Here is a 15,697-nt window from a genome sequence, read left to right as displayed (position 1 = left end):
CTTGCACCATACAAACCCTACTATGAAAAAGATTTTACGGCTTTACCGAAATGCCTTTGGCGGCCTGTCCAGGTCTGCCTGGATGCTTTCGCTGATCATGTTCATCAACCGCAGCGGCGCTATGGTGATCCCCTTCCTGGGCGTGTACCTGACCGAGGCGCTGGGATTTACAATGAAAGAAGCCGGTATTATCCTCAGTATTTACGGGCTTGGTGCCGTGTGCGGCGGTTTTCTGGGCGGGTGGCTCACCGATAAGATCGGTCATTTTAAGGTACAGTTCTTCAGCCTTACGGTTGGCGGCAGCTTATACTTTATGTTCCTGTTCCTCGAGAAGTTTGAGCACATCGCCATCGGTGTATTTGTGCTGAGCCTTGTAAACGACATGCTGCGCCCGGCCAACGCATCATCCATTGCGCATTATGCCAAACCCGAAAATGTGACCAGAGCCTTTTCCCTAAACCGTATGGCACTGAACTTAGGCTTTTCTATTGGTCCGGCCCTGGGAGGCATGATAGCGGCTATCTCATACAAATACCTTTTTGTGGGCGATGCGCTGGGCTGTATGATGGCCGGCCTGTTTTTCTACATCTACTTCCGGAATAAACAAGGGCACAGACCACAAAAGAAAGTTGCTACAGAAACTATAGTTAACGATGCCACTCCTACTTTATCAGAGAAAGTAAGGTCTCCTTATACCGATAGCCTGTACCTGGTTTTTGTGTTACTGAACGCTGGTTTTGCGATGCTGTTCTTTCAGCTCCTCTCTACGCTGCCACTATACTATAGGCAGGTGTATGTATTGCCCGAACAGAGTATTGGCGGTCTGCTTGCCCTGAACGGGTTTATCGTGTTTATGATCGAGATGATCTTTGTTTACCTGATCGGGGACAAAATAAAGAAATCGTGGCTGATACCGATTGGTGTGCTGGTGCTTGGCTTATCGTTTGCCATCCTTAACCTGGGGCACCACATTTTCCTGCTTTACATTGCTATGGCGCTGCTCAGTTTTTCTGAGATTCTGGTAATGCCGTTTATGGCTACTATTTCGGTGGAGCGCTCTAATAACAGCAACCGTGGGTCTTATATGGGCCTGTATACTATATCGTATGCCGCTGCGCATGTGGTAGCTCCGTACATGGGCACCACCATCGCCGCGCGCTATAGTTTCGACACGCTGTGGTGGGTACTCAGTGCTTTTGCTATAGTTGTAAGTGTGGGCTTGTATTTTGTGGTTAAAAAGATAGACCAAAAAAAATTTACAGAGCAGATTGCAGTTATCGGGGCGTAGAGACGCAAGATGTTGCGTCTTTAAAGGCAAAGCTATAGTACAAAGCTTTCATTCATTCAAATTATAGAGTTCTACTGGTAGGCCTGTTGCAGGAGACGCAACATCTTGCGTCTCTACATATCACTACATGAATAGATTTTCAGGGTTATTCTTTTCTGCTTGCCAGTTTGCCGGGTTATTGAAAATATAATTTCTGATATTACAGAGTTCTTTCTCAGAGCGTATTACACGATCATAATATCTGCTTTGCCAGCCAAACTCAATCTGATTGATCGTAGCATATTTCTTTACCGCTACCTTATAGCCTCTGATAACGGATGCTAAATTCCGGGATTGTGGTCCGAATCTGTTAGGTTGCCATTGCTCATATTCAGGTCTGTTCAGAAAAAGAATTCCATGCATGTGGTTAGGCATAACGATAAATTCATCAAGCTGCACAAATGGAAAATGTACTGGAATTTCTTCCCACAATTTGTGGGCGATGTTACCAATATCGGTTTTTCGTAGAGACGCAATTTCTTGCGGCTCCTGTTGAATGACTTGAGTAATATCCCCAAAATAATGCTGTTTGTCTTTCGTACAGATTGTTACAAAATATAACCCATGCGAACTATAATCCCAGTTTGCTAAACGGGTAGATGGAATCCGGTAACTGTTCCTAAACTTGTCCATGCCATCATTTACGGAATGAACACAATTGTAGAGACGCAAGATGTTGCGTCTCCTGCTACAGGCTTATCATAAAAGCTGTATCATTCTTGCAGCTAAAGCACCTTACAATAGCTACTACCAATTTAAACGCCTTTGGAGACGCAACATCTTGCGTCTCTACACACAAAAAAGCCCTGCAACTATAGTTAGCTGCGGGGCTTTTTTTTATTACATCAAACTATAGTTTACGACACTGTTCCGCCTGGTTTTACTTCTTTACTTGGCTGTACGAAGGCCAGCGAGCCATCGGCATTTTCTGCCATCAGGATCATGCCCTGGCTGGTAATGCCTTTGATATCGCGTGGTGCCAGGTTAACCAAGATACTTACCTGCTGACCGATAATTTCATCCGGGTTAAAGAACTCAGCGATGCCACTCACAACCGTACGCTGGTCTATACCAGTATCAATCGTTAGCTTCAGGAGTTTTTTGGTTTTGGCCACTTTTTCGGCGGCAAGTATAGTTCCTATGCGGATGTCCATTTTAGAGAACTCATCGAACGTAATGTTCTCTTTGGCTGGTTCCACTACGGCATTGGCCATTTCGTTTGCTTTTTTGGTATCCAGCAGCTTCTGCACCTGTGCTTCCACGGCGGCGTCTTCTACTTTCTCGAACAGCAAAGCAGGCGTACCGATCACGTGCCCTTCTTTCAGCAAGTCAGTAGCGCCGGCATCGGTCCAGCTATTGCCTAAGGCCATGTTCAGCATACCACGCAGTTTAGCAGCAGAATCCGGCAGAAACGGCTCCATCAATATAGCCAGGCTACCAGAGATCTGCAGCGCGATGTTCATGATGGTTTTTACACGGGCCTCGTCTGTCTTTATCAGCTTCCACGGCTCTGTATCGGCCAGGTATTTGTTACCTAAACGTGCCAGGTTCATCAGTTCACCTAACGCATCACGGAACTTGTAACGCTCAATGTGTGCGGCAATTACCATCGGCATCCCGGCCAGCACTTCCAGCACTTGTTTGTCATAATCCTGCAGCTCGCCGCGTGTTGGTACTGCGCCGTTGTAATACTTTTGGGTAAGCACTACGGCTCGGTTTATAAAGTTACCAAGTATAGCCAGGAGCTCGTTGTTATTACGGGCCTGGTAATCTTTCCAGGTAAAGTCGTTGTCTTTGGTTTCAGGGGCATTGGCACACAGGGCATAACGTAACACATCGCCTTTGCCTTTAAATTCTTCCAGGTACTCGTGCAGCCATACCGCCCAGTTTCGCGAGGTAGAAATTTTATCGCCTTCCAGGTTCAGGAACTCGTTGGCCGGGACGTTGTCTGGCAGAATATAATCACCGTGCGCCTTCAGCATACTTGGGAAGATGATGCAGTGGAACACGATGTTATCCTTACCAATGAAGTGCACCAGTTTTGTATCCTCGCCTTTCCAGTATTTTTCCCAATCCGGAGTAAGCGCTTTGGTTGCCGAAATATAACCGATCGGCGCATCGAACCAAACATACAGCACTTTTCCTTCGGCTCCTTCAACCGGCACAGGCACGCCCCAGTCCAGGTCGCGGGTTACGGCGCGTGGTTGCAAGCCCTGGTCTATCCATGATTTGCACTGGCCGTATACGTTTGGCTTCCAGTCGCCTTTGTGGCCATCCACTATCCATTCGCGCAGCCACGGTTCGTACTCGTTCAGGGGTAGGTACCAGTGTTTTGTTTCGCGCAGCACAGGTGGCTCACCGCTCAGTGTACTTTTCGGGTTGATCAGGTCAGTAGCGTTCAGAGAAGTTCCGCAGCTTTCGCACTGGTCGCCGTAGGCGTTTTCGTTTCCGCACTTCGGACAGGTACCAACTATATAGCGGTCTGCTAAAAATTGCTGGGCTTTCTCGTCGTAGTACTGCTGGGTGGTCTGCTCTATAAACTTACCGTCGTTGTATAGTTTCAGGAAGAAATCCGAAGCTGTTTCGTGGTGTATTTTAGAGGAAGTTCGATCGTAGATATCAAAGGAAATGTTAAAATCTGCGAACGACTGTTTGATCAGTTCATGGTATTTATCAACGGCCTGTTGTGGCGTGATGCCCTCTTTTTTGGCGCGTATCGTGATCGGAACACCGTGCTCATCTGAACCACAGATAAACTTCACGTCGCGGCCCTGCAAACGCAGGTAGCGCACATAAATATCAGCCGGCAAATAAACCCCAGCCAGGTGACCGATGTGAACCGGGCCGTTGGCATAAGGCAACGCTGCCGTTACAGTATAGCGTTTAGGAGTATTTGTTGTCATCTTTTGTCTTAAAAAAAGCAAATATACGAATAGCAGCCACATTGCGCCCTGCTATAGTTGGCCTCAGTTACAAAATCAGGAAACTATAGTTACTTACTGTGCCTGCTTCCGTAAACGGAACATCACCTACTGTATACTTTAACATGAAGCAGAAAGATAACGCACACATAAAAAAAGGCGACAAAGACAGCCTCGGAGAAAAAAGCGAAAAGAAAGAGATCAGCAAAAACCCGGCACCGCAGGAAGCCACCCGCGAATCGGAAACCACCCCACCCGACCATGAAGTGTATGTAGACCTGGAGCCAGACGAACTACACCTGGGCGACTCGGACCAGGAACCGGACGATGTAAGCAAATAAGGCATTGTACCAGCACACAAAAGCCGGCCGAAACTATCGTTTTGGCCGGCTTTTGCAGTTAATTGCCGGTTCTTCGGGGAGTTACGCGCCGCGGCGAATGTTTGGTCGTATCCACAGGGGCGTTTGGCAGTTGCTCAGGCCTTACCTCGGGCGGTTTCATGGCCGGTGCATTTCTGTTTGTTTCCTCTATGTTCTTTTTCCGGTTTATCTCGCTGGCCTGTTCATCCATGCGGTCGCGGAGGCCGGCATTGGCATCGCCTCGGTACCGTACCCTGTTCTCACGATCTACACCCGGCATTCCTTCTTCACCTTCCGAGAGCGAAGTGCAGGACACTAGCCCTAACACTGCCAACCCAACTATAGCTGTTCTGTATTTTTTCATAATCTGCTGCCTTAACCCTGTACACAACTATAAATCATGCACATATACTATAGTATACGGCAGCCACCGCTTCTAAAACAGGACTATAGGAGTTTTATAGTTGCACTACTTCTCTGTCAGGGCACGGTAGCCGATCTGTGTCAGCATCAGCCCTTCCGGTGCCGGGTTTACAAACCCTGATTTTGCCAGATGTTGTTCTGCTTCTTTCTGAACGTCTTTGTACTTCGGATATTTTTCCTGCAGGATCGGGTAAAGTTCCTGGTAGGTAAGCACTTCGCCCTCCTTTATGTTCTTTGCCCGGAAAGCATCCATCATGTGCTGCGATAGGTTCTCTATATTTTCTGCTTCTGAATGTAGCTCTGTCATAGTTTTATGCTTTATAGTTATGATGCATAAAAGGTACGGCAGCTACATAGTTATTGTTAATTGTTAGTTGCTGATTGTTCAATTGTCTGAATCAGGATTTATCGAATTTAAAGATTTTCAGGATTTCTTGACGCAGCAGTGTGCGCAGTTCTTGCTATAGTTGGAACAGCTATAGTTGTATAGTTAGCGTTTGTCATCCCCCTGCCCCCTTCGAAGGGGGACTTTCTGCTACTGCTATAGTTAGAACTATAGTTTCATAGGCCATTACAAGTGCAAACAAATTGCGTAACGTCAACTCAAAAATAAAATCCTGTTAATCCTTTAATCCTGTAAATACTGAAAACAATCAGCAATCAACACCCAGCAATTATTCTTTCCTGAAATCCAGGGCTGCAGAGTTAAGGCAGTAGCGCAGGCCGGTTGGCTTTGGGCCGTCGTCGAACACGTGGCCCAGGTGGCCGCCGCAGTTGGCACATACCACTTCCGTCCGGATCATGCCGGCACTTCTATCGGTAATTTCCCGGATGTTTTTGCTTGAGATGGGTTTCCAGAAGCTGGGCCAGCCGGTTCCGGAATCGAATTTGGCAGCAGAACTGAAAACCGGATTGCCGCAACCGGCACAATAGTAAATGCCTTTAGCCTTGTTGGCGTTGTACTTGTTATCAAATGCAGGTTCGGTGCCTTTTTCGCGCAGCACAAAATACTGTTCCGGGGTAAGCACTTTTTTCCATTCTGCTGCGGATTTCTGAACCTTATAGGGTTTTGTTTGCTGTGCTGGCGCGGCTTCAGAAACAGAAGCATCGCCTATAGTTGCCAAGGTATAGTTGGCGGCAGTAGCGTTTTCCTGCTGGTTGCAGCTGGCAAAAAGCCCGGCTGCCATCAGGTATAAAAATAATTTTCTCATAACTATAGATACGTTTTAAAAGGCCTTTAAATCAATGGTTTGCAATAATTATACCTGAAATGAACAAAGAACAGGCCGCGTATGTTTGCCCCTTAACCACTGCCGGAAAGCCGGTTCTGGAGAAAATAATAAAATCATAACCAGTTTATTTCGAGCGGACTACTAAAAAATGAAGGGTTTTTAGTACTTTTGCACCTCGAAAAATCAATTCAATGCAGAACATTCGTAATATCGCGATCATCGCTCACGTAGACCACGGCAAAACAACGCTCGTGGACAAGATCATCCACGCTTCAAAGCTTTTTGCAGAGCACCAGCACTTTGACGACCTTTTACTGGACAACAACGACCTGGAGCGCGAGCGCGGTATCACGATCGTTTCTAAGAACGTGTCGGTTCGCTATAAAGGTGTAAAGATCAACGTTATAGACACGCCTGGTCACGCCGACTTCGGTGGTGAAGTAGAGCGTGTACTGAAAATGGCTGATGGTGTACTACTGTTAGTAGACGCCTTTGAAGGTGCCATGCCACAGACACGTTTCGTATTGGGTAAAGCCATACAGCTTGGCCTGAAACCAATTGTGGTTGTAAACAAAGTAGATAAAGAAAACTGCCGTCCTGATGAGGTACACGAGCAGGTATTCGACCTGATGTTTAACCTAGATGCTACCGAAGACCAGCTGGACTTTACAACGCTGTACGGCTCGTCTAAGCAGGGTTGGATGAGCACCGACTGGACACAAAAAACAGAAGACATCACTCCACTGTTGGATGCTATCATTGATGTGATCCCGGCTGCTCCGTTCCGTGAAGGTACGCCGCAAATGCAGATCACCTCGCTTGACTATTCATCTTTCGTAGGTCGTATCGCTATCGGTCGTGTGCACCGTGGCACGCTGAAAGAAGGTATGCCAATTTCGCTTTGCAAAGCCGATGGCACTATCAAGAAAGGTAGAATTAAAGAACTACAGGTATTCGAAGGCCTTGGCAAGAAAGCTGTGCAGGAAGTACATGCCGGCGAGATTTGCGCAGTAACAGGTATCGAAGGTTTTGACATTGGTGATACCATTGCTGATGCCGAGAACCCGGAGCCACTGGCACGTATCGCTATCGACGAGCCTACCATGAACATGCTGTTCACGATCAACAACTCTCCTTTCTTCGGTAAAGAGGGTAAGTTCGTAACATCACGTCACCTTCGTGATCGTCTGTTTAAAGAAACTGAAAAGAACCTGGCACTGCGCGTACAGGAAACCGACCGAGAGGATTCATTCCTGGTATTTGGTCGTGGTATCCTGCACTTGTCAGTACTTATCGAAACCATGCGCCGCGAAGGTTATGAGTTACAGGTAGGTCAGCCACAGGTTATTTATAAAGAAATTGACGGTGTGCGTCACGAGCCAATTGAGCAGTTGGTTGTGGATGTGCCGGAAGAAACTGCTGGTAAAGTAATTGAGCTGGTATCGATGCGTAAAGGTGAACTGAACGTGATGGAGCCAAAAGGCGACCTGCAGCACCTGGAATTCACGATTCCTTCGCGTGGTTTGATTGGTCTGCGTAACAACGTACTGACTGCAACTGCCGGTGAAGCTATCATGAACCACCGCTTCTTAGCATACGAGCCTTACAAAGGTGCTATCCCGGGCCGTAACAACGGTTCTATCATCTCTATGGAGACGGGTCCTGGTACTGCTTACTCTATCGATAAACTACAGGACAGAGGTGTTTTCTTTGTTGATCCGGGTGTAGATGTATACATGGGTCAGGTAATTGGAGAGCACAACCGCCAGAACGATATCACGGTGAACATCCAGAAAGGTAAGAAGCTGACAAACATGCGTGCTTCCGGTTCAGATGATAATACCAAGATCGCTCCTGCTAAAAACTTCTCGCTGGAAGAAGCCATGGAATACATCCAGAAGGATGAGTACCTGGAGGTAACGCCTAAGAGCCTACGTATGCGCAAGATCTACTTAGACGAGAACGAGCGTAACCGCATGAGCAAGAAAGAAGAAGTAGCCTAAGCTACCCAAACTATAGTTTAAGAAAGCCCCGACTGGTAAACCTGGTTGGGGCTTTTGTTTTGGGGTGAGCTATAGTTTAGGTATATTGGGGCCGATCGGTATTCTAAATATATGTAACGTAATTTTAAACAAAGTGCTGATAAACGTATGTTGTGGTTTATGTTATAGTTACATGTCATTTTGATGGATAAAGAGATAATCTCAGATGAAGAAATGGCTTCAAGAATTAGAGAACTGATTCTTGAGGTTATTGAATTATGGTCATCAAAAGAAGCCCAACTCGAGTATCAAAAAAATGTTCCTTTCGCAGATGTATCTGCCGAACTGTTTGGACAGTGGGATGTACTTTATAATCCTGACGACAGGTTGTTTAAGATGGCTTTTAATGCATCAGAACAAAATTTATTATCTGTGTTTGAAAAAGTGTTGACTCGTGAGTTTACTAGAGTTTCACCCTACAATGTCCCTGACATTGAACAGTTTGTCTATACTTTAGAATGGAGAGAAATCAATAAAGAAGCTGTCGCGCTACTTAAAAAACTAAAAAATTAGGTCAGATAACAAAGCGCAACTTCACCTCGCCCATCTGGTGCAAGCATAACGTTAAACTAAATACAACAACAATAAAATAGATTACCATGTCAGAAGAAATGAAACCATGCCCGAAATGTAACTCCCCTTACGGTTACGCCATGGGCGATGAATTATATGCTTGCCCGGAATGCGGAAACGAGTGGAACCCGAATGAAGAAACAGAAGCGGAAACTGAAAGCGGCTTAAAAGTGATAGATGCGAACGGAAACGAGTTGCAGGATGGTGACACCGTAGTGGTGATCAAAGACCTGCCCGTGAAAGGCGCTCCGAAACCTGTAAAAGCCGGCACCAAAGTGAAGAACATCCGCCTGACAGATGGTGACCATAACATTGACTGCAAGATTGATGGCTTCGGCTCGATGGGCCTGAAGTCTGAATTTGTAAGAAAGGCGTAGGTTCACGCTCCTAAACTGTAAAAGCGAATGGCTTGGTATAACCTGATCTTCTTCCACGTTTTCAAGCGCTACTACAAAAATGGAAGGTATAAAAATGATATACCCTGGCTGACTGCTTCTGTTATAATAGGTGTGTCGGGTGTGTTATACCTTTTTACAATTACCGATATAATTTATTTCTATGCTAATGGAGAGATGCCTGAATCTGATGAAAAGTATTTACGTCCATTAGGCCTTTTCTTTGTAGCTCTCAACTGGATATGGTTTACTGGTGGCAAAAGATACCTGAAGATATTTGACAATTTTAAAGAAAGATACTTAAGGGATAAGTTAACCGAGACGCTATCATGGGCATACGTTTTTGGTGCTTATGTTGCATTTATTTTAATGATTGTTACGCTGAGAATGTAATATCAATTGAGCCTGAACCTATAAAAAGCTAACTTGCAGCAAAAGTAATGTTATGAGCAAAGCTAACTGGAAAACCGTAAAGGAATACGAAGATATAACCTATAAAAAAGCAGACGGCGTAGCCCGTATCGCTTTCAACCGACCAAACGTGCGCAACGCCTTCCGCCCGAAAACGGTGTTTGAGCTGTTCGATGCGTTTCTGGATGCCCGTGAAGATACCTCGATTGGCGTAGTGCTGCTTTCTGCCGAAGGGCCGTCTACCAAAGATGGCGTTTATAGTTTCTGCAGCGGTGGCGACCAGAATGCGCGCGGCTTCCAGGGCTATGTTGATGAAAGCGGCATTCCGCGCCTGAACATACTGGAAGTGCAGCGCCTGATCCGTTTTATGCCGAAGGTGGTAATTGCCGTAGTACCGGGCTGGGCAGTTGGCGGCGGCCATAGTTTGCACGTTGTCTGCGACCTTACGCTGGCCAGCAAAGAGCACGCAATTTTTAAGCAAACCGATGCCGATGTTACCAGCTTTGACGGCGGTTACGGCTCGGCGTACCTGGCCAAAATGGTAGGCCAGAAACGCGCCCGCGAGATCTTCTTCCTGGGCCGCAACTACTCTGCACAAGAGGCTTACGATATGGGCATGGTGAACGCCGTTATCCCGCACGATGAGTTGGAAGACACTGCTTACGAGTGGGCTCAGGAAATACTGGCTAAATCGCCGACATCCATTAAAATGCTGAAGTTTGCCTTTAACGCCACGGACGATGGCATGGTGGGTCAGCAGGTTTTTGCCGGCGAAGCAACCCGCCTGGCTTACATGACCGAAGAAGCCAAAGAAGGTCGAAACGCGTTCCTGGAGAAACGTAAACCTAACTTCAAGAACATCCCTTGGATCTCTTAAACTATAGTTTTCATACTATACGGAAGCCCGCTACTACAGCGGGCTTTTTTGTTGCCTTCCCTTTCTTCAGTACAACTCCAGCTTTAACACCCTTCACCCCATCAAACTATAGTTTCACTAATCAGCCAGCCATAGTTTACGGATTACCACTACACAAATTTTTATTACTATAGTTATATTATTTACATTTGTAGTTCAATCATCTAATCTTAATTACCCACTATGAAAAAAGTGTTTGCTTCTATGGCCGGTATGTTGCTGCTGGCCCTTTTCCATTTGCCAGCCCATGCCCAGTTCGACATCGGCAACAAGATCAAGAACAAGGTTAATCAGAAGATAGACCAGAAGATCGATCAGAAAATTGATAAGACTGTTGATGATGCGGTGGATGGGAAAAAGAAAATCGGCGGCAATAAAGTAGCTAAAGCAGAAACTGCAGAAAGCGGTGGTACTTCGGAAGGAACCGAAGCGGGTAAAATGAAAGCCTGGTCTAAGTTCGATTTTGTGCCCGGTGATAAAGTAATTTTTGCAGACAACCTTGCCAGCGAAGAGTTAGGCGAGTTCCCGTCGCGCTGGGACCTGAACGATGGAAATGCGGAAGTAGCTAACTTCGGGGGTGAGCAGGTAATTAACCTGGTGCGCTCTACCACCAGCATTAAACCGCTCATGAAAAAAGACCAGTACCTGCCCGAGACCTTTACAGTGGAGATGGACCTGTTCTTTGATGATGACAACCCAAACGTGGCCTACTACATTTATTTTGTAGACGACAACTCCAACTATAAGCAGGAACTGCACGGCGATTTCTGGAACGGCATTGAGATACGCGCCAACCTGGCCAGGTTTAAGACCTTCGGTTCGGAGTCGGAAGAGCTGGCAGCACAAAATATAAAGAATAAGTGGCGCCACGTAGCCATAGCTTTTAACAAGCGCAGCATGAAGGTGTACCTGGATAACCAGCGCCTTGTAAACATACCAAACGTTACCGGCAAGCCAACCAGCATGCGCATAGAAGTAGATAAACGCATAGATGCCAACACCATGGTAAAAAATGTGCTGATAGCCGAAGGGGGCAAGAAACTATACGACCAGGTTATGGCCGACGGCAAAATTGTAACCTATGGCATTAAGTTCGATGTGAACCAGGCAACTATACGCCCGGAATCTACAGGGACGCTGGCAGGTATAGCCAAACTGATGAACGAACAGCCAACACTTAACTTCACCGTAGAAGGCCACACCGACAGCGACGGCGACGAAAAAGCCAACCAGAAGCTAAGCCAGCAGCGCGCCGAAGCCGTGAAAACCTACCTGGTAGAGCAAGGCATTAAAGCCGACCGCCTGGAAGCCAAAGGTATGGGGGAATCGAAACCGATAGATAAGAACAGCACCCCGGAAGCCAAAGCCAACAACCGCCGCGTGGAGTTTGTGAAACGGTAACTATAGATCTCTGCTTTAGAGCATACACAAGCACCGCCTGCAGCTTTATAGTTGCAAGCGGTGTTGTTTTATAAAAAAACAATTTAGTATTGGATTTATAAAATATTAAGCTAACTTCATACTTGCCACCTGTATTGTGTGCTACTATAGTTGCACTACCAGAGGTACGGCCTTTATACATACTCAACAAAAGAATTTCTAATCTAAAGCTGAAAACAATGAAATACCTAACTTCCCTTCTCTTCGTGTTTCTACTGCTTACTTCCTGCAAATCCGATGACCCAGAGAAAGCTATAGTTGATACCAAGATAGAAATGTCTGTTAAAGATGCATCCGGCGCAGACATGCTTGACCCAACCAATGCGAATGGCTACAATGCCGAAGAGATCGAAATATTTTATGTTGTTGATGGAGTAAAGCAGAAAGTTAACAACACGGATATGGATCATCCAAAGGGCTTCCACATTTTTAAGCAGGGAGATACATATAGGATACGAATATTCCCGAATGCGGATTTCCATAGCAGTTTTCCGGTTACCATTGTAAAATGGAACGAAACTAACTCGGATACAATAAAATGCAATATCGAGCGCACCGACAACTCACAGATCTGCAAACAGGTTTGGGTGAACGACGAACTTGCGTGGGAAGGTTACGAAACAGAGAGGTTCATTGAGTTAGTAAAGTAGCACTTAATATAAAATCTTACAGAACGCCTGCAGTTTTATAGTTGCAGGCGTTCTGTTTTATGAGAGATTCTAAATACCGAAGCATTATTCCAGTTCTTAAAACCTAATCCAAAAAGTTGTCACTCTCTTCTCCTGATCACTTTCAAGTGAGAACGGGAAGCCATGGTTTACAAGAATTTCCCGGATCATCGTTAAGCCAATGCCTTGCCCGTACTCTTTGGTGCTGAAAAAGGGTGTGAACAGCAAGCTTCTTACACTTTCCGGTATGCCGGAGCCTGTGTCGGTTATAGTTAGTTGTGCGGGGTTGGTTTGGGTAGCTATCGTTATCTCGCCGGTATCGCCAATTGCTTCCACGGCGTTTTTAAGCACGTTTAGCAGTACCTGCTCCATCTGCTGCTGATCAAGCAATATTACCAGTGGCTGCGGTGCTAACTGAAGGGTACAGCTTATAGTTCGGCGCTGAAACTCCGGCTGCATGAGCAGGGCCAGATTGCGAAGCAAGGCGTGCAGGTCAGTTGGTGTTTTTTTAGGTTTGGGCAGGCGTACCACATTGGCAAAGTTGGCCATAAAATGACTCAGGTTGGTGTTGCGGTCTATGGCTACCTGCAGGGCATTATCAAAATCTTCGCGGTGCTCATCAGTAAGCTGTGGCGCGTAATACTGCAGCGAACCCAGTATAGAGTTTACAGCCCCCGCCGAGTTGTTCACTTCATGCGACATCATCCGGATCACCTTTTCGTAAGCCTGCCGTTCGTTCTGCAAAATCGCTTCGGTCAGTTCTTCTATTAATACAAAGTAATGCTGAAAGCCACGATCCAGGAAATGGGCGCGGTGGCAGCGATACGTCCGGATGCCATTTACCCGAAACGTAATGGAGCTGCCGGTTTGTAGTTGCGTGAGCTGTTCGGCCCATACTTTGGGCAACTGGCTTACGTGCTTGCCCAGCAAACTATTGGCAGGTTGTTGCAGGTATAGTTCAGCTGCCGGGTTTACGTGCTCTACCTGGTTATCAAAACCCAGCAACAAGATACCAGCCGGCGATGCCTGTATCAGCTTCTCCAGGAAGTAGTGCTTCTCGGCCTGTGCCACACGCTCGTGCCGCAACTGTTCAATCATGCGGTTGTACACATTTATCAACTCGTCCAGCTCCTTCTGCCCCACGCCCATAAACTTGGTGGAGAAGTCTTTGTCTTTTATGGATTGGATGCCTGCCCTGATAAGGCTGAGCGGCTTAAAGAAGGTAACGTATAGTTGCGATGTGATGTAGATAGAGCCCAGTATTAGCAACTCCATGCCAAGGAACAGGTACACGTTCTCCTGCAGCAGGAAATAAGCCATGGCCGCCAGCAGCAGGTGTATTACTGTGGCAAAAAGGATGAACTTAGTCCTGAGACTCATACGGGATGTTAAACTTATCTAACCGGCGGTAAAGGGCGGCACGGCTCAGGCCAAGAGCGCGGGCTACTTTGCTGATGTTGTTGTGATAATAATCCATCGACTTCCGGATCATGCTGGCTTCCATTTCGTCCAGGGTCATGGCACCCACGGCTGGCAGGGCTTTATCAGCGGGTTTGGAGGCACTGCGCTGTGCCTGCGCCTGGAAATCTTCGGCTTCTAGCACATCACTATCGCTTCCCAGCACCGTACGCTCCACCAGGTTTTTCAGCTCGCGGATATTACCTGGTAGCGGCTGCTCGCGTAGCCACTGCAAAGCGCTTTTGCTTATAGTTAGCCCCGGGCGGTTGTATACTTTTTTCAGGTTGTTCAGGAAGTACTGCACCAGCAACGGAATATCGTCGGCACGCTCGCGCAGGGCCGGCAGCTTTACGGTAATCAGGTTGATGCGGTAGAACAGGTCTTCGCGGAATTTACCATCGGCTACCATTTCTTCCAGGTTACGGTTGGTAGCGCACACGACGCGTATGTCAAGTTTCCGAGAGCGACTGTCGCCCAGCACTTCGTAGGTGCGGTCCTGCAACACGCGCAGCAGTTTTACCTGGCTGTTCATATCCAGTTCACCGATCTCATCCAGGAAGATAGTGCCCTTGTTTGCCATTTCAAAACGGCCTACCCTGTCGCCTTTGGCATCGGTAAAAGCACCGCGCTTGTGTCCAAACATCTCACTTTCAAACAAACTAGCCGAAATGCCACCAAGGTTCACTTTAATAAATGACTGGTTACGGCGGGCGCTGTTCTGGTGTATGGCTTCGGCAATCAGTTCTTTTCCCGTTCCGCTCTCTCCTTCTATCAGCACCGACGCATCTGTGGCCGCAATCTGCCCTATCTTTTTAAGCACTTTCAACAGGTCCGGGTCCTGGCCAACTATATTTTTGAAATCATACTGCTGATCCAGCTTCTTGCGCGTCAGGGCTTCGTCGGAACTATGGTTTTGCACTGATAAGCTGAGTGCTGTTTTAATAGCCTGTAGCAGGTACTCATTGCTCCAGGGCTTGGTAATAAAATCGGCAGCTCCCAAACGCATGCCTTCTACGGCCAGGCTAATAGAGCCCCAACCTGTGATCAAAATAACCGGCAGATTCGGGTACTGCTTCTTAAACTGTCCCAGCAGTGCCAGCCCGTCGTGGCCGGTGGTTTCTATGGAAAAGTTCATGTCCATGAGCACGAGCTCGAACGGCTGCAGCTCCGCCAGTTGAAGTGCCTCGCGTGGGTTTGCCGCTTCTTTGGTTTTAAAGCCGTTCTGTTTCAGCATCAGGCCCAGCGAAGCCCGCACCGCTGCATCGTCGTCTATGATCAGGATCATGTGTGGTGTGTTCAGAAGTATAAATATACGGTATTCTGGTGTCAGTTTTAGTTGCTATAGTTGTAACCCACCCCTTACCCCTCCAGGGAGGGGAATTTCGGTTCATGCTATAGTTTGAGCTATTGTTCTATAGTTAGCTTTGGTCATCTCCCTGCCCCCTTCAAAGGGGGACTTTTTCAGACAACGTAAACAAAATTAGAATTTCACGCATTGCTGAATGTCCCCCTTTGAAGGGGGTAGGGGGATG

16 protein-coding genes are annotated in these 15,697 nt (G+C 47.0%); 9 read left to right on the top strand and 7 right to left on the bottom strand.

The window, feature by feature from the left end; genetic code table 11:
* Positions 1 to 22 precede the first annotated feature (22 nt).
* On the top strand, positions 23 to 1,288 hold the full coding sequence (locus H7F15_RS08360; protein ID WP_185196517.1) for an MFS transporter: 1,266 nt from the start codon (positions 23 to 25) through the stop codon (positions 1,286 to 1,288).
* A gap of 123 nt (positions 1,289 to 1,411) precedes the next feature.
* Here the strand turns inward: H7F15_RS08360 and H7F15_RS08355 are convergent, their stop codons facing one another.
* On the bottom strand, positions 1,412 to 1,960 hold the full coding sequence (locus H7F15_RS08355) for a transposase (protein ID WP_185196516.1): 549 nt from the start codon (positions 1,958 to 1,960) through the stop codon (positions 1,412 to 1,414).
* A gap of 224 nt (positions 1,961 to 2,184) precedes the next feature.
* Positions 2,185 to 4,230: a methionine--tRNA ligase gene (gene metG, locus H7F15_RS08350; RefSeq protein ID WP_185196515.1), complete on the bottom strand. Its 2,046-nt coding sequence runs from the start codon at positions 4,228 to 4,230 to the stop codon at positions 2,185 to 2,187.
* A gap of 143 nt (positions 4,231 to 4,373) precedes the next feature.
* On the opposite strand from metG, the gene H7F15_RS08345 reads away from it, so the two are divergent.
* Complete coding sequence (locus tag H7F15_RS08345) at positions 4,374 to 4,589, top strand: hypothetical protein (RefSeq protein WP_185196514.1); 216 nt, start codon at positions 4,374 to 4,376, stop codon at positions 4,587 to 4,589.
* A gap of 58 nt (positions 4,590 to 4,647) precedes the next feature.
* Here the strand turns inward: H7F15_RS08345 and H7F15_RS08340 are convergent, their stop codons facing one another.
* From H7F15_RS08340 to msrB, 3 genes are all read right to left on the bottom strand, one after another.
* Positions 4,648 to 4,971: a hypothetical protein gene (locus H7F15_RS08340; RefSeq protein ID WP_185196513.1), complete on the bottom strand. Its 324-nt coding sequence runs from the start codon at positions 4,969 to 4,971 to the stop codon at positions 4,648 to 4,650.
* A 105-nt stretch (positions 4,972 to 5,076) separates the two neighbouring features.
* A complete protein-coding gene (locus H7F15_RS08335; protein WP_255481148.1) occupies positions 5,077 to 5,337 on the bottom strand; it encodes a hypothetical protein in 261 nt (86 codons plus the stop codon).
* A gap of 367 nt (positions 5,338 to 5,704) precedes the next feature.
* Positions 5,705 to 6,241, bottom strand: coding sequence for a peptide-methionine (R)-S-oxide reductase MsrB (gene msrB / locus H7F15_RS08330; RefSeq protein WP_185196512.1), 537 nt, complete (start codon positions 6,239 to 6,241; stop codon positions 5,705 to 5,707).
* Positions 6,242 to 6,453: 212 nt separating this feature from the next.
* Here msrB and typA point away from each other — a divergent pair, with 212 nt between their 5' ends.
* The 7 genes from typA to H7F15_RS08295 all read left to right on the top strand — a co-directional run bounded on the left by typA (position 6,454) and on the right by H7F15_RS08295 (position 12,689).
* The gene (gene typA / locus H7F15_RS08325; RefSeq protein WP_185196511.1) at positions 6,454 to 8,265 is read left to right on the top strand and encodes a translational GTPase TypA; all 1,812 of its coding nucleotides are present in this window, start codon (positions 6,454 to 6,456) and stop codon (positions 8,263 to 8,265) included.
* Positions 8,266 to 8,448: 183 nt separating this feature from the next.
* Positions 8,449 to 8,817 (top strand): hypothetical protein, encoded by a 369-nt coding sequence (locus H7F15_RS08320; RefSeq protein ID WP_185196510.1) that lies wholly within the window; start codon positions 8,449 to 8,451, stop codon positions 8,815 to 8,817.
* An 86-nt stretch (positions 8,818 to 8,903) separates the two neighbouring features.
* The gene (locus H7F15_RS08315) at positions 8,904 to 9,254 is read left to right on the top strand and encodes a zinc ribbon domain-containing protein YjdM (RefSeq protein WP_185196509.1); all 351 of its coding nucleotides are present in this window, start codon (positions 8,904 to 8,906) and stop codon (positions 9,252 to 9,254) included.
* Between the two features lie 27 nt (positions 9,255 to 9,281).
* Entirely contained in the window at positions 9,282 to 9,665 is a 384-nt protein-coding gene (locus tag H7F15_RS08310; RefSeq protein WP_185196508.1) for a hypothetical protein, read from the top strand.
* Positions 9,666 to 9,717: 52 nt separating this feature from the next.
* Positions 9,718 to 10,560, top strand: a complete 843-nt coding sequence (locus H7F15_RS08305) for a 1,4-dihydroxy-2-naphthoyl-CoA synthase (RefSeq protein ID WP_163915580.1) — start codon at positions 9,718 to 9,720, stop codon at positions 10,558 to 10,560.
* 222 nt (positions 10,561 to 10,782) lie between these two features.
* On the top strand, positions 10,783 to 12,000 hold the full coding sequence (locus H7F15_RS08300; protein WP_185196507.1) for an OmpA family protein: 1,218 nt from the start codon (positions 10,783 to 10,785) through the stop codon (positions 11,998 to 12,000).
* A gap of 218 nt (positions 12,001 to 12,218) precedes the next feature.
* Complete coding sequence (locus H7F15_RS08295) at positions 12,219 to 12,689, top strand: hypothetical protein (protein ID WP_185196506.1); 471 nt, start codon at positions 12,219 to 12,221, stop codon at positions 12,687 to 12,689.
* Between the two features lie 96 nt (positions 12,690 to 12,785).
* Here the strand turns inward: H7F15_RS08295 and H7F15_RS08290 are convergent, their stop codons facing one another.
* Both H7F15_RS08290 and H7F15_RS08285 read right to left on the bottom strand, forming a co-directional pair.
* Positions 12,786 to 14,087, bottom strand: coding sequence for a PAS domain-containing sensor histidine kinase (locus tag H7F15_RS08290; protein WP_185196505.1), 1,302 nt, complete (start codon positions 14,085 to 14,087; stop codon positions 12,786 to 12,788).
* Positions 14,071 to 15,450: a sigma-54 dependent transcriptional regulator gene (locus H7F15_RS08285; protein ID WP_185196504.1), complete on the bottom strand. Its 1,380-nt coding sequence runs from the start codon at positions 15,448 to 15,450 to the stop codon at positions 14,071 to 14,073. Before H7F15_RS08285 ends, H7F15_RS08290 begins: the two co-directional genes overlap by 17 nt.
* Between the last annotated feature and the right edge of the window lie 247 nt (positions 15,451 to 15,697).

The sequence above is a fragment of the Pontibacter sp. Tf4 genome (genome assembly GCF_014212495.1).
In the GTDB taxonomy this organism is placed as follows: domain Bacteria; phylum Bacteroidota; class Bacteroidia; order Cytophagales; family Hymenobacteraceae; genus Pontibacter.
Note: the sequence above shows the minus strand (reverse complement) of the source record. Positions and strands in the feature narration are given on the sequence as shown.

Bases quoted from the DNA above. Each gene is read 5' to 3' on its own strand.
- H7F15_RS08290 (WP_185196505.1), bottom strand. From the start codon at position 14,087: ATGAGTCTCAGGACTAAGTTCATCCTTTTTGCCACAGTAATACACCTG.
- H7F15_RS08310 (WP_185196508.1), top strand. From the start codon at position 9,282: ATGGCTTGGTATAACCTGATCTTCTTCCACGTTTTCAAGCGCTACTAC.
- H7F15_RS08345 (WP_185196514.1), top strand. From the start codon at position 4,374: ATGAAGCAGAAAGATAACGCACACATAAAAAAAGGCGACAAAGACAGC.
- H7F15_RS08285 (WP_185196504.1), bottom strand. From the start codon at position 15,450: ATGATCCTGATCATAGACGACGATGCAGCGGTGCGGGCTTCGCTGGGC.
- typA (WP_185196511.1), top strand. From the start codon at position 6,454: ATGCAGAACATTCGTAATATCGCGATCATCGCTCACGTAGACCACGGC.
- metG (WP_185196515.1), bottom strand. From the start codon at position 4,230: ATGACAACAAATACTCCTAAACGCTATACTGTAACGGCAGCGTTGCCT.
- H7F15_RS08355 (WP_185196516.1), bottom strand. From the start codon at position 1,960: ATGGACAAGTTTAGGAACAGTTACCGGATTCCATCTACCCGTTTAGCA.
- H7F15_RS08315 (WP_185196509.1), top strand. From the start codon at position 8,904: ATGTCAGAAGAAATGAAACCATGCCCGAAATGTAACTCCCCTTACGGT.
- H7F15_RS08335 (WP_255481148.1), bottom strand. From the start codon at position 5,337: ATGACAGAGCTACATTCAGAAGCAGAAAATATAGAGAACCTATCGCAG.
- H7F15_RS08295 (WP_185196506.1), top strand. From the start codon at position 12,219: ATGAAATACCTAACTTCCCTTCTCTTCGTGTTTCTACTGCTTACTTCC.
- H7F15_RS08320 (WP_185196510.1), top strand. From the start codon at position 8,449: ATGGATAAAGAGATAATCTCAGATGAAGAAATGGCTTCAAGAATTAGA.
- H7F15_RS08340 (WP_185196513.1), bottom strand. From the start codon at position 4,971: ATGAAAAAATACAGAACAGCTATAGTTGGGTTGGCAGTGTTAGGGCTA.
- msrB (WP_185196512.1), bottom strand. From the start codon at position 6,241: ATGAGAAAATTATTTTTATACCTGATGGCAGCCGGGCTTTTTGCCAGC.
- H7F15_RS08360 (WP_185196517.1), top strand. From the start codon at position 23: ATGAAAAAGATTTTACGGCTTTACCGAAATGCCTTTGGCGGCCTGTCC.
- H7F15_RS08305 (WP_163915580.1), top strand. From the start codon at position 9,718: ATGAGCAAAGCTAACTGGAAAACCGTAAAGGAATACGAAGATATAACC.
- H7F15_RS08300 (WP_185196507.1), top strand. From the start codon at position 10,783: ATGAAAAAAGTGTTTGCTTCTATGGCCGGTATGTTGCTGCTGGCCCTT.